This is a genomic window from Janthinobacterium sp. RA13, assembly GCF_000745325.1.
In the GTDB taxonomy this organism is placed as follows: domain Bacteria; phylum Pseudomonadota; class Gammaproteobacteria; order Burkholderiales; family Burkholderiaceae_D; genus Janthinobacterium; species Janthinobacterium rivuli.
The window spans coordinates 2,198,357-2,212,548 of the sequence record NZ_JQNP01000001.1 but is presented as its reverse complement, the minus strand read 5'-3'; the positions used below and the strand labels follow the sequence as shown (position 1 = coordinate 2,212,548).

4 protein-coding genes are annotated in these 14,192 nt (G+C 70.5%); all 4 read right to left on the bottom strand.

Annotated elements, in window-relative coordinates:
- Positions 1 to 17 precede the first annotated feature (17 nt).
- From FG13_RS09700 to FG13_RS09685, 4 genes are read right to left on the bottom strand one after another with little or no spacing between them, the layout of a single operon-like run.
- Complete coding sequence (locus FG13_RS09700) at positions 18 to 9,581, bottom strand: hybrid non-ribosomal peptide synthetase/type I polyketide synthase (protein WP_035820424.1); 9,564 nt, start codon at positions 9,579 to 9,581, stop codon at positions 18 to 20.
- On the bottom strand, positions 9,568 to 11,079 hold the full coding sequence (locus FG13_RS09695) for a flavin monoamine oxidase family protein (protein ID WP_161784171.1): 1,512 nt from the start codon (positions 11,077 to 11,079) through the stop codon (positions 9,568 to 9,570). Before FG13_RS09695 ends, FG13_RS09700 begins: the two co-directional genes overlap by 14 nt.
- A gap of 8 nt (positions 11,080 to 11,087) precedes the next feature.
- Positions 11,088 to 12,944: a non-ribosomal peptide synthetase gene (locus FG13_RS09690; RefSeq protein WP_035820418.1), complete on the bottom strand. Its 1,857-nt coding sequence runs from the start codon at positions 12,942 to 12,944 to the stop codon at positions 11,088 to 11,090.
- Entirely contained in the window at positions 12,922 to 14,139 is a 1,218-nt protein-coding gene (locus tag FG13_RS09685) for a thioesterase domain-containing protein (protein ID WP_081922512.1), read from the bottom strand. The genes FG13_RS09690 and FG13_RS09685 overlap by 23 nt, the downstream gene beginning before the upstream one ends.
- Positions 14,140 to 14,192 lie beyond the last annotated feature (53 nt).

Below are 14,192 nucleotides of genomic sequence, written 5' to 3'. Positions count from 1 at the left end.
CCCCGGCCGGCAAGGCGTTAATCGGTTGCCTGGGCCAGGCGGCGCAGGCTGCTGACGGCAAAGTTGTGCAGCGTGGCGGCGTCGCGTACCTCGCGCAGTTCGAGTTGCGCCAGTTCGCGCAGGAACTCGTCATTGGCCACCTGCCGCGACGGCGCCTGCGCGGGCTGCGGCTCGCCCAGGTCGGCATACAGCGGCAGCAGGCGGAAGAAGGGATCGTCTTCCGCCGTCTCCTGCCTGCTGCGCTCGACCCAGCGCGCGGCAGGCGTGGCCTGCAGCGTGGGGCGCAGGGCCGCGGCGAGCGTGTCGAACGCCAAGGGCCCGAGGCTGAGGTTGCGTACCCCCGGCGCCGTGCACAACTTGCTGCGCCTTGCCACGTAACTGGCCACCAGCGCCGTGGGCAGCAGCGTGACGGGCATCGGCAGATCCGGGTAGGCATCCATCTGCAGGCATTTGACGGCCAGCGCGACAAAGTGGTTTTGCGTGTACAGGCGCGTGTCGCTGTCGTCGAACATCAGGGGCAGGCGGTACACCGTGGCCGGATAGCCCAGTGCCATCGCCTGCGTCACTTGCAGCTCGGCCGCCAGCTTGGACTGCTCGTAGCCGGAAGCGATTGCTTCCAGGCTGGAGGCGGCCAGCGGCGCTTCCGGCAAGTCGGCCAGCTCGGTGAACTGGGTCGACATATGATGCACGTGCGCCGCGCCGGCCTGCGCCGCGAACAGCAGCACATTGCGGGTGGCGCCCACGTTGCCGTCGCGCATGGAGCCATAGTCGGCGGCGTGATTCACGTGCGCCGCCGCGTGGATCACCTGGCCGACGCTGGCGCGGCAGGCGGCGTAGTCGGCGGCCGACATGCCCAGCGACGGCAAGGCCAGGTCGGCCTGCAGCACGCTCAGCCGTTGCGACGGCAAGTCCGCATGGAACAGGCGGCGATAGCGGGCCGCCAGGCGCGCCATGCCGTCGTCGCCACGCAGCGGCAGGACGATGCTGGCCGAACTTTCGTTCAGCAGCGCGTGCAGCAGATGCATGCCGAGGTGGCCGCTGGCGCCGGTCAGCATCACGGCCTTGCCCGGCGTGGCGCCAGCGGGAAATGGCGGCAGATCGCCCATGCGTTCCAGGTCGGCCGCGTAGGCGCGCCGGGGCGGTGCCGTATCCTCGGCCGCATCGGCCGCCAGCAAGCCGTTGATGGTGGGATTGCTGACGAAACGGCCGAACTGGATGCGCAGTCCCAGCGTGCGTTCCACGGCCAGCACCATGCGCGTGAGCACCAGCGAATCGCCGCCCAGCTGGAAAAAGTTCTCGTCGACGTCCACCACCGGCACTTGCAGCAATTCCTGCCACAGCGCACAGATGCGCTGCTGCAGCGGCGTCAGGGCCGCCGCCGTGGCGGGCAGGCGCTGCTCGCGCTGCTGTGCCAGCCGCTGCGTCAACAGGGCGCTCAGTGCCGCGCGGTCGACCTTGCCGCTGCTGTTGAGCGGGAAGGCGTCGAACTGGAACAGTTGCGATGGCAGCATGTACTCGGGCAGCCGCTGGCGCAGCCGTTGCAGCAACGCGGCATCGGCTTGCGTGCGGGCGATCACGGCCGCCATGATCTGGCGTGTCGTCGCACCGGGCTGGCCGATTTCCATCACCAGCGCACACGCATGCTGGACGCCGGGCTGCGCCAGCAGAGCATGCTCGATCTCGCCCAGTTCGATCAGCTGGCCGCGCAGCTTGACGCGGAAATCATTGCGGCCAATGTAGTCCAGTTCGCCCTCGGCGGTCCATCTGACGATGTCGCCCGTGCGGTAGATGCGCCGCTGCGGCGTCTGCTGCGGATTGCCGTAGAACGGATCGGGCTGGCGCACCGTGCCGATGTAGCCGCGTGCGACCCCGCTGTCGCCCAGGTACAGTTCACCTGCCACGCCCGCCGGTACCGGCCGTCCCAGCTTGTCCAGCACCCAGCAATTGACACCGGGACAGGGCTTGCCGATGAGTGCGCCGCTGCCGTGCGGCAAGGCGCGGCAGGCATGGAAGGTGGCGTAGATGGTGGCTTCGGTCGGGCCATACAGGTTGTGCAGCACCGTTGCCGTGCCAGAGGCCAGCCATTGTTGCACCACGGGCCGCATCAGCGCCTCGCCCACGGAGATGACGTGACGCAGGCTGTGGCAGGCGGCCAGCTCGGTGACCAGCAGGTTGAGCAGCGACGGTACGGTGCTCATCATCGTCACGCCGTGCGCCTGGCAGGCGGCCACGTGCGCGCTGCCAGCGGCGCCATGCGGCAGCAGCACCACGGTGCCGCCGCAGATCAGCGGCAGGCAGTACTCCGGGACGGAAATGTCGAACGTCAGCACCGTGCCTTGCAGGAACTTGTCGCCGGGGCCAAAGCTGAAATATTCCGCCATCCACGCCAGGCGCTCGCTCAGGCCCGCATGCTCGACCAGCACGCCCTTGGGCATGCCGGTACTGCCGGAGGTGTACAGCACATACGCCAGGTCGCCGCCGCCGTCCGCATACGGGCTGTTCGGCTCCAGCCGCTCGGCCGGCGGCACCACGACCGCCTGCCGCACCTGCACCGACAGCGCTTGCCCGAGGACGATTTCCAGCACGCCCAGTTGCGCCTGCGCCCGCAGCAGCGCCTGCATCTCCGTGCCGGGGCGTTCGCCAGCCGTCAGCAGCAAGGCGCAGCGTGCCGTCTGCAGCATGTACAGCGAGCGTTGCGGCGGATGCTGCAGGTCCAGCGCGACATAGGCGGCACCGCATTGCCACAGCGCCAGAATCGCGATCACCGATTCCGGGCAGGTCGCGCGCGGCATCATCAGGCCGACCGTGTGCTCCTTGCCGATGCCCAGCGCCGCCAGTTGCGAGGCCAGCTGCTGGACATGGTGCCGCAATTGCGCATAGCTGAGGCTATGCGCGTCCCATTCCAGCGCCACGGCCGCGGGATGGCGTTCGGCCTGCAGCAGGAATTGCTGGTATACCGGCAATGCCCGCGCACCGGCCGGCGTGGCGGCGGCGAGCGGCGCCGTGCCTGGACCCTGGCCGCCCAGCAGGCAGTGCTGTTCGGCAGCCGACAGCATCGACAGGTGCGCCACGGCGTCGTCGCTGCCGGCCGCCAGCTGCGCCAGCAGCGCCGCATAGTGCGCTGCCATGCGCGCCATGGTGGGCTGGCTGAAGGCGCTGCAGCGGAACTTCAGCAGCATGTCCCAATGCCCCTGGTATTGCGTGATCCAGAGGCTCAGGTCGAACTGCGCCAGCTGTTGCGGGATCGTCAGCGGCGTCAGTCTGGCGGCGCCTGCCTCCAGATGCATTTCCGTGGCGTCGAAGAAGTTGAAATAGCTTTGCAGGGGATCGTGGCCCTGCACGGCCGCCTTCAGCCGCTCGTCGCGCATCAGCTGGGCCAGCGGAATATCCTGGAAATCGAGCAGGTCGAACAGGGCGCCCGAGACGCTGCGTTCCAGCGCCGTGCTGTTGCCGTTTTCGTCGATGTCGAGCACCAGCGGCAGCACATTGACGAAGTGGCCGACCGTGTGACGCCAGCGTTGCTGGGTGCGGCCGTTGAACGCCACGCCGGTGAGCACGCGCTGCTGGCCGCTGTAGCGCGCCAGCAGCAGCAGCCAGGCCGCCAGGCAGACGCTGGCGCGGCGGCTGGCGGGCAGGGCGCGCAGCCGCTGCATCGCTTCGGCGGACAGGGGAATCGCCACGCTGTCGCCCGCGGCCGACGGCGCCGGCGTGCGCTCATACGGCAAATCGAGACGCAGCAGGCTGCCGTCTTGCGCCAGCAGCTGTGGCGCGATGTGGTCTGCCGCTTGCGCCACGGCGTCCGCGCCGAGCTGGCGCTGGCTGGCGGCAAAGTCGCGGTACTGCGCCACCGGTCCGGGGCTGTCGGCCGGCGCCAGTCCGCAGAGGGCGCCGGCGAGTTGCTGGCCGACGTAAAACATGGCGCTGGCGTCCATCAGCACATGGTTGGAACTCAGTACCAGGTAGCCGGTGCCGTCGTGCGCGCGCAGTAGCGTCACGCGCGTGGCAAAGCTGTCGTGCAGCGAAGGGGCCATCGCCAGCATGTCGGCGATGTGCGCCAGCGCCGCCGCCTCATCTTGCACCGGCTGTTGCCGGATGGCGTTGGCCGCCTGGACCGTGGCTGGCGCATGCACGACATAGGCGGGTCCCGTCTCCTGGTCGCCGCCATCGACGGTTGCGCGCAGCAATTCGTGCGCGGCGATCAGTGCCTCCCAGCGGGCCTGCAGGGCCGCCATGTCCAGGCCGGTGCCGTCGATGCGCCAGCCGATGGCGCATTGATAGGCGTTGCCCGCATCCTGGCGCTGCTGTTCGTACCACAGCGAAAACTGCCCGGGCGACAGGGGAATGCGCGGCGTGGCCGGCCCGGCGGCCGGGACGGTGTCGGGTGCCTGCGCGGCGGCCGCCGGCTGCAGGCCGGCCAGGCGTTGCCGCAGTTCCGCCAGCGTGCCGCCCGCCAGCAGCAGCGCCACGGGGATGCTGTGGCCCAGCTGGCTTTGCAGTTCGCTGCGAATGCGGATCAGGCCCACCGAATCAAGGCCCAGCTGTTCCAGCGTCGCCTGCTCGTCGAGCGTGCTGGCGGCATGTCCTGTTTCGCTGGCGATCAGCTGGGCCAGCAGGTCGCCGTCCGCGTTCGTGCCGGCGCTGGCGCATGGCTGCTCCTGGCCTGCCGCGGCGGCGGGCGCCAGCGCGTACACGGCGTAATGGCCGTCGCGTTCCGGGCCGGCCAGCAGCGCGGCGAGCGTGGCGCAGCCGCGTGCCGGCGCCATCGGTGCCAGCTGGCGCAGCGCGCGCGAACGTTTGCCCTGCGTCAGGCCGCGCATCATGCCCGCGCCGTCCCACGGTCCCCAGTCGATCACGGTGGCGGGCAGGCCATCGTGCCGGCGTTGCGCCGCCAGCAGCTGCAATCCCGCATTCGCGGCCGTATAAGCGAGCTGGCCTGGCGATTCCAGCAGCGCGGCCAGCGACGAGAACAGGACAAAATAGTCGAGTTCCGCATGCCGCGCGGCGTGCCGGTGCAGCAGCCATGCGCCGCCCAGCTTGGCGCCGAGCACTTGCTGCAATTGCGCCGCGTCGATGTCGCCGATGGGGCGGTCATCCAGGCTGCCGGCCAGGTGGAACAGGCCGTGCATGGGCGCGCCGCACGCTTCCAGCGCGGCGCTGGCCGACGCCGTATCGTTCAGGTCCGCCAGCAGCAGTTGCAGCGCCACGCCCTGCGTGGCCAGTTGCGCGAGCCAGGCCTGTTGTTCCTCCGTTGGCGCCGCGCGGGTAATGAGGACGAGGCTGCGGCAGCCAGCATGGCGCACCAGGTGCTCGGCCAGGTGGCGGCCTATGCCGCCGAAAACGCCGCTGATCCAGTAGGTGCCGTCGGCGCGGCAGCAAGGCTGGTCCGGCGCCGTGGGCTGCGCCACGCGCAGCGTGCGCCGTTGCGCCAGAATGCCGGCGCGCAGCCGCCACAGGCTGGCGGCGATGCCGCCGTCGGCCAGTCCCGCCGGCTGCGCCCGCACGGCGCAGGCCGCGGCGGCGATGGCTGCGCCACCGGCGTCGCTGTCCAGCCAACTGACGTCAAGCGCCGGCAGTTCGCTGCGCAAATTCGTTGCCAGCGCTTGCGCCAGGGCGCGGCGGGTGTGCGCGGCCTCGCCATCGGCGTGCGCGGCCACCTCGGCCAGGCACAGCTGCAAAGGCTGGCCGGGCTGCCGGTCCAGCAGCACTTGCAGCGTTTCGCGCCAGTTGCGTACCCAGTGCGCCAGTGCAGCCGCATCCGCCGGCTGCGGGTGGGCCGGGTCGAGCAATACCAGGATGGTGCGCAGCGGTGCCGTGGCCGATTCCGCGCCATGCAGCTTGCCGTCGGCGTCCCACTGCGCATGGCGGGTATGCACGTCGGCCTCCGCCAGCCATTGCACGCATGCCGCCGGCAAGCTGCTGTTGGCGGCCGCTGCCAGCAACCATTGCTCGCCGGCGGCGGGCCGGGCCGGCAAGCCTGCGGGCGCCGTGTACGCCACCCAGTCGACCGCGTGCAGCGGCAGGGCGGCAGGCATGGCCGCGGCGCCCAGGGCCGCGCAGCTCACTTCGCTCAAGACGCCGATGCAGCGGCCCTGTCCGGAATACAGCCGCAGTTCGCCATCGAGGAAACCGGCGGGCGCCGGCCGCAGCACGGCCTGGCAAAGGATGCTGGCGTTCCAGGCCGCGCTGGCGTCGAACCAGGCGCTGCCCACCGACACCGGCACGTAGGCCTGCTGCGGGTCGCCGGCGCAGATGCCCAGGGTATGCAGGCAGTTGTCGAGCAGGGCCGCGTGCCACAGCGGCAGGCTGGCCGTGGGCGCCTCCGGCGGCAGGATGCGTCCCCACAGTTCGCTATCCGATACCCGGTGGCTGGCCTGCACCCGCTGGAACAGGGGGCCATAGCTGACGCCGCGGGCACGGTAATGGTCATAGAAGGGCGCGGCATCGTCCCACTGCGCCGCCGCTCCCGGGGCGTCCGCGTTGTCGGGCTGTGGCATTGCGTTCCAGCCGGCGCGCACTTCGGCGTGCAGCGCCCGCGCATGGCCGGGCGCGCTGTAGCGCAGCTGATACGACTGCCGTGTATCCGGGCCGCCGATGTCCACCGTCAGCGCGGCAGGGGCGTCGGCCGCCAGCGCCAGCGGCTGATGGATCAGCAGGTCGCGCAGTGTCAATTGCTGCGCAGCGGCATCCGCCGCCTGCGGCAGCCAGCGCTGCGCCAGGCTGAAGGCGCTGGACAGGTAGTACATGCCGGGCAGGACGGCGGCGCCATCGATGACGTGCTGCTGCAGCCAGCTGTCGCCGGCCTGCGGGTCGAGGCTCAGTTCATGGCGTATCGCCAGCGCCGCGACGGGCGGCACTGGCACCATGGCGGCGCTGCCCAGGGCCGGCAGGCTGGTTTGCCACGACGCTGGCTGGACGTGCTCGCGCTGGAACGGGTACAGCGGCAGTCCGGCTGGCACGGGGCGTTCTGCCTGGACGGCGAATTGCCGCATCGCCTGGCGTGGATCGAGCGCGCCATGTTCGCTCAGGCTGCCCAGCGCGCGCAGCACGGTGGGCACGTCGTCGTGACGCATGTCCAGGCTGGGCAGGCAGACGATGGCGCGGCCGGCCAGGCGCGCGGCGCTGGCCGTCAATGGGGTCAGCACGGCGCGCGGGCCGATTTCCAGCACCAGGTCCGGCCCGTCCGCCAGCAGGCGGGCAATGGCGTCGGCAAAATTGACGGGCGTCTGAATCTGCTCGCTCCAGTAGCGCAGCTGATCGACGCCTTGCTCCAGCGCGGCCGGGTCGTCGCTGTCGACCGAGCTATAAAAGCGCACGGCGGCGGCCGGCGCGCGCAGCGCCGGCGCGATCGCCGCGCAGGCGGCGGCGAATTGCGCGGCGGCCGGCGCCATCAGCGGCGTGTGGAAGGCGCCCCGCGTGGCCAGCGGCGTGCAAACCAGGCCGGCGTCCGCGGCGGCTTGGGACAGTTGCGCGAGCGCCGTGGCGCGGCCCGCCACCACCACCGATTGGGCGCTATTGCGCACGGCGATCCAGAGCGCCGGTTCGTTGGCGCAGATGCGCGCCAGCAACGGTGCCAGCTGCTGCGGCGTGGCGGCCACGGCCAGCATGGCCGAGTCGCTGGCGGCGCAGGCCGCTTCCATGGCGTCGGCCCTGGCCAGCAGCATGCGCACGGCCACGTCGAAGTCCATCACGCCGGCCACGCAGGCAGCGGCGTATTCGCCAACGCTGTGGCCCAGCACCGCCACCGGCCGCAAGCCCAGCGCGCGCCAGAATTCGGCCAGCGCATATTCGATCAGGAAGAGCGACAGCTGGGCGCTGCGTTGACGCTCGCGTCCGCTCGGCTGGCGCAGCCCGGCGTCGCCGGCAAACAGTGCGTCGAGGATGTGCGTATCCTCGCCCGCCAGATGGTCGAGGCGGGCGGCCAGCGGCTCCAGCAGTGAGCGGAACAGGGTATTTTGCTGGTACAGCTGGCGCGCCATGTTGGTGTACTGGCTGCCCTGGCCGGTAAATACCAGTGCGACCCGCGCCGAGGCCGGGCGGGGGCGCAAGGGCGTGTCCAGGCGCCGGAGCAGTTGCGCTGCCAGTTCGGATGCATTGTTGCCCGCGACTGACAGCCGGGCCTGGTTCCACTGTTGCCGCTGGAACAGCGCAGCGTGGCAGACGGCCGCGGCGGCGGGAGCGTCCGGCTGCGCCAGCCAGCCAGCATAGTCTTGCGCCAGGGCCTGCAGTGCCCCGGTGCTGCGGGCCGACAGCTGCAGCAGCTGCGGGCCGTCGGCCGCGACCTCCGGCGCCGCCAGCGGCGCGTCGGCCGCTTCGCCCAGCAGCACGTGGGCATTGCTGCCGCTCATGCCGAAGGAGCTGACGCCGCCGATGCGGCGGCTGTCGCCGGGCCAGGCCAGCGCTTGCGCGGGCAGCACCGCCTGCGGCAGTGCGCTGGCGACGGCCGCATCGATATCGTGCGCAAAGCAGTGCGGCGCGATGCGGCGCCGATGCAGGCTCAGCGCCATCTTGATGATGCCGGCAATGCCGGCGGCCCCCTCGCAGTGGGCGATGTTGGCCTTGGCGGCGCCGAGGAACAGCGGCGTGTCGCGCCGGCCGAATACCTCGCCCAGCGCGTCCAGTTCGATACGGTCGCCCAGCGCGGTGCCGGTGCCGTGGGTTTCAATGTGCGACACCTGTGCCGGCGTCAGGCCGGCGCTGTGCAGCGCCTGTTCCATCAGGCGGCGCTGGGCGCTTTTCGATGGCGCGGTGATGCCGTTGCTGCGGCCATCGCTGTTGATGGCGCTGCCGAGCACGTGGGCGTACGCGCGCATGCCGCGCGCCGCCGCGTCGGCGGCCGGCAGCAGCACGATGGCGCCGACGCCTTCGCCGCGCGAGAAACCGTCGGCATGGCGGGTGAAGGGCTTGCAGCGGCCGTCGGCCGCCAGCATGCCGGCAGCGGCGAGGTCGGCGCTGTAGTCGTGCGCCAGGATCAGCGACACGCCCGCCACGATGGCCATGCTGCAACGCCCTTCGCGCAGCGCTGAAACGGCCTGGTGCAGCGCCACCAGCGACGACGAGCAGGCCGTGTCGACCACCAGGCTGGGGCCTTCCAGGCCGAAATGGTAGGACAGCCGGCCGGCCGCCATGCTGCCCAGCGCACCGCGGCTGAGGTAGCCGTTGTAGTCGCCGCTGGCCGCCATGCGCCGGCCGAAATCGCTGGTGCTGACGCCGACAAACACCCCGCACGGGTTGCCGCGCAGCGCCGCCGGATCGAGGCCGGCATCCTCGAGCGCGTGGTAGGCGCATTCGAGCAGCAGGCGGTGCTGCGGATCCATGTAGGCGGCCTCCTTGGGCGCGATGCCGAAGCAGCCGGCGTCGAACATCCATGGCGAGCGTTGCAGATAGCCGCCATGGCGGGCGGCGGCGGCCAGGCCGTCGCGGGTGGCGCTGTCGAAGCGCTCGGCTGGCAAGGCGCTGGTGGCGTCGATGCCGTGCATCAGCACATGTTCGAAACCGGCCAGGGTATCGGCCTGGCCGGGCAGTTCGCAAGCCATGCCGACGATGGCGATGTCGCTCGGGGCGGGGAGATTAGTGGCATTCATGGTCTGATCCTTGATGGGAGGAAGTCGCGTTCGCCGGCAGCGCCTGCAGCACGCGCTGGGCCGAGCGCAGCGCGCCTTCGAAAAAGCCCTGGAAGTCGGAATAGGCCTCGCCGCAGATATGCACCTGCGGCGCGCGGCCGTCGTCGCCGAGGGCGAATGCGGCCAGGGTGCGCATCACCTGTTCCGAATCGCGTCCGGGTTTCCAGAAATGCACACCGGCGCCGAACGGCGCCGCGCTCCAGTCGCACAAGCCCCATTCGAGCAGCTGCGGCTCGTCGTCGCGGCCAAAGGTCTGCTGCAAGGTGCGCACCAGGGCTTGCCGCAGGCGCTCGTCGCTGCTGTGCACCGGCCGGCCCTTGTGCGGGAAGCGCGCGCCTGGCGTGTCGGTCAGGTTGGCCCAGTAGTGGCACCAGGGGTCGTCGTTGTAGAACATCGCCAGGCCGTAGGCTTCGGGCTGCTCGGGATGCGACTCGAAATGGGCGGCGCGGGTGGTGGCGCCTTCGCCGCTGCCGGGCGGGGTACCGGGCGCCCACCAGGGATCGGCCATCACGCACGAGGCCCAGACGATGGGGAAGCACAGCACGGCGTCCAGGCTGGCCTGCACCGGCGCGGGCAGCGACGGCGCCAGCGCTTCCAGGGCGCTGCGCGGCAGGGCCAGGATCAGGCGCCGCGTGCGCAGCGTCACGCGTTCGCCGTCATGCAGCAACTGCAGATCGAGTGCGCCATCGGCGCGTTCGCCAAAGGCCAGCAACTGGTGGCGCACATGGATCTCGACGCCGGCCGCGCGCACGGCCTGTTCGGCGGCGTCGATCAGCGCCTGCATGCCGCCCTGCGGAATGTACGAGGGGCGCTGCATCAGGCGCATGTCGAGCAGCTGGCAGATCCAGTCGGCGGCGTTGGGATTCTGGTTCTTGAAATTGTAGAACGCGCCTTTTTCGCGGGTGAATTCGACGGCTTCATGGCTCAGCACCTCGCTCAGCACGTTCCACATGCCCTGCTGGTACAGCGGGCGTCCGCCAAACTGCGCCAGGCGCCGGAAGCTGGCCTTTTCCTCAGCGCGGGCCGGACGTTCCAGATGGTCGCTGGCCAGCGGCCATTGCGTGCCGATGACCTGCGCGATGCCATGCCACAGCAGCGCCCAGGCGACGTCGCCGCCGGCGGCCTGCTCGGCCACGGCCCGTTCGGCCGGCGTCAGGCGCGTCAGGTCGGGCCGGATCGCCGAGCAAGCTTCATGCGAGGTGATGGCGCTGGTGGCGATGCCCAGTTGCTGCACAAACTGGTCCATCAAGGGCTGCAGGTCCGGTTCGATGCGCACGGCGCCGAATTCGGCGCGGAACTGGCCGCTCAACATGGGTTCGGTCTGCACGCGGCCACCGACCGCCTCCAGCGCCTCGAACAGCTGGATGCGCAATTGCGGCGCGCTGCGCTTGAGCCGCAGCGCCAGATACAGGCCGCTGATGCCGCCGCCGATGATGCAGATATCGCTGCTGGTTTGCATGCTCATCCTTATGCCCCGGCGTGGGCCAGGGAGTCGGCGCTGCTGTCCTGCCGCGCGGCGATGGCTTGCGCCAGCAGTTCCAGCGTGAAGAATTCAAACAGTTCCTCGGCACGCAGGCGCACGCCGAAGTCCGTGCTCACGCGCAGCGCATACACTTGCACGCCGAGCGAATCGAGTCCCAGTTCGGCAAACGGCAGGTCGTGCTCCAGCGCGGCGCCAGGCATGCCCAGGGTGTCGGCCAGGGCCGCCGCCAGCCGCTCTATGCAGGCGCCCGCCTGCGCGGAGTCGCGCGCGGCGTGCGGCAGGGGCGCCGCCACGTTGTCGCTGGCGAACATCGCCTGCAAGGCTTTGCGGTCCGCCTTGCCGCTCAGTGCCTGGCGCGGGATTTCGCGTAGCGGGAGGTATTGCCTGGGCAACCAGGCGGGCGGCAGGGCGCGGGCGGCGTGGGCGGCAAGGCGCTCGAGCCAGCGGGCGTCGTCGGCGGCGCCCGCGCCCGGCACCAGCGCCGCGACCAGGCGTGTGCCCGCCAGCAGGGCGGTGACGTCGTCCAGCAGGCCGGAATCGAGCAGCGTGGCCTCGATTTCCGCCAGTTCGACGCGCTGGCCGTTGACCTTGACCTGGTCATCGACGCGGCCGATGCAATGCAGCTCGCCGTCGGCGTCGACGCGGCAGACGTCGCCGGTCAGGTAGAGGCGCTGGTACAGCTGCGGCGCTTCCGGCTCCGGCAGCGGATTGGCGATGAATTTGCGCGCCGTTTCGGCCGCATCGTTGACATAGCCGTTGGCCAGCGCGGCGCCACTGATGCACAGCTCGCCTTCGAGGAAGGGACTGAGCCGATGCACCCGGCCTTCCCCGTCGCGCAGGTAAAAGCGCGTGTGCGGCACCGGCTCGCCTATCGGCAGCGAATCGGCGGGCTGGCCGTCGTAGCGCCAGGCGCTGGCCATGATGGTCGCTTCCGTGGGGCCGTAGACGTTGTAGATGCCGGCCGCCGGCAGCAGCGCGCTGGCGCGTGCCGCCAGCGCCGGCCGGAAGACCTCGCCGCCGACGCACATCGCGCGCATCGAGGTGCAGCGCTCCACGCCCGGCGTTTGCAGGATCAGGGTGAGCATGGTAGGCACCGTGGTCATGTGGGTCGCCTGGTGGCGCTCGATGGCGTCGACGATGCGGTCGCCGTCGATGTTGCGCTCGCCGCCGAGGAAGGCGATGCGGGCGCCGACCATCAGCGGCGCCATCAATTCATGCATCGATGGATCGAAGCACGGATGTATGCTTTGCAGCCAGCAGTCGCCGGCCGTGACGTTCAGGTAGCGCACGATCCAGCTGAAATGGTTGTAGGCGGCGGCGTGCGAGACGGCGACGCCCTTGGGCTGGCCCGTCGAGCCGGAGGTGAAGATGATGTACAGCGGCGCCGTCACCGGCACCAGCGGCGCCATGTCGGCGTCGGACAGGTCGCGGGCAGCGAGCTCGGCTTGCGCGCACGGCAGCACGTTCAGCGTGGTCTCGGCCGCCATGCGGCGCTCGCTCAGCGCCGTCAGCAGCAGGCGCACGCCGGCCTGTTGCGCTATGCGCTGCAGGCGCTCGGTGGGGCATTCGATATCCACGGGCACGTACACGGCGCCGCACTTGGCCAGCGCCAGCAACAGCAGCGAACGGCTTGGCTCATGCGCGCTGCAGACGGCGACGCTGTCCATCGGCCGCACCTGATGCACCGTTTGCAGCAGCCGCGCCAGGCGGTTGGCGCGTGCATTGAGTTCGCCATACGACACGCTGCCGGCGGCCGAGCACAGGGCTGGCAGCGCGGGTGTCAGGCGGGCCTGGCGCTCGACCAGCTGATGGGGATATTCAGGAGTGTAAGGAGTGGTCATGGTTGGAGTCTCGGTGCGTTTGTATCAGTTGGGCCAGGCTGCCGGCATGGGGCTCGGCCAGCATGGAAAAATGGTTGCCCGGCACTTCGATGCCGGGCTGGCGGTGCGCCATGGCCGCCGCGTTCCAGCTGGCGATGAAAGGCTGGCGGGCATGCAGGCGCAGGCAGCTGGCGCCGTCGGCGCCGCCCGGCGTCGGCCGGTAGCGCTGCAGCAGGGCCAGGCAGGCGTGGCGGTTGCTTAACACTTCGTCGATGCGGCCCTTGGGCATGCGCTGCGCGATGCGCGCGGCCAGTTCATCGGCATCCATGTGTCCTGTGACTTGCTGCTCGGTCATCTCGGGATGCAGGGCCAGATACAGGGTCAGCATTTCGTTGCCGGCGTCGCTCTGGCGGTCGCGCGCGGCCATGGCCAGCGACGGATCCAGCAGCACCACCTGGTCGACCTGCTTGCCGACGCTGCGCAATATCGTCGCCATTTCGGCAGCGACGATGGCGCCGAAGGAATGGCCGCCGATGCGGTAGGCCGCCGCGGGCGGGCCGCTCAGCATGCGCCTGACGTAGTGCGCCGCCAGGGCCTGTATGCTTGGCTGGCGGCGCCCGGCCTGGCGCAGGTTGAACGCGAACACGCGGCAATCCAGGCGGGCGGCAAGGGCGGCGAAGGGCGCCGCGCTGCCGTCGGCGCCATGCACCAGGTACAGCGCCGGCTGCGGCTTGGCGGCCGGCGGCAGGCCCAGCGCGCGCGACAGTTCGACCAGCGATTCGGCCTCCAGCGTTTGCGCCAGCGTGGCGGCGGCCTGTTGCCAGGCCTGTTGCAGCGCCTCTCCGCCGGGCGCGCCGCGGATGCTCCAGTCGTCGGATGGCATCGGATCGCACGGCGCCAGTATCACGCTGCGCTGGGGCGTGCGCACTTCGATCCTGGCCAGCGTCAATGCCTGCGCGGGGCGGCCGGGGGCGCTGCCCGCCGCCGGCGCTTCGCAGGCGTCCAGCAGTTGCCGCAGCCAGGCCGACGCGTCGTCGCCGGCCGGCGTCAAGGGCAGTCCCGCCCAGTGCAGCAATATTTGCGTGCGTTGTCCGTAGATGTGCTGGCAGGCGTGCAGCAGGGCCGCCAGCAGGCTGAGTTGCACCGGCAGGCCGTACAGCCGCGCCATGTGCTGACGCAGTTGTTGCAGGGTGTCGCGTGAAGATGAAGGACTCATGCGGGGATCCAGTGTAGTAGGGGCGGTTGGAGCGGGCCATTGGACTACAGATG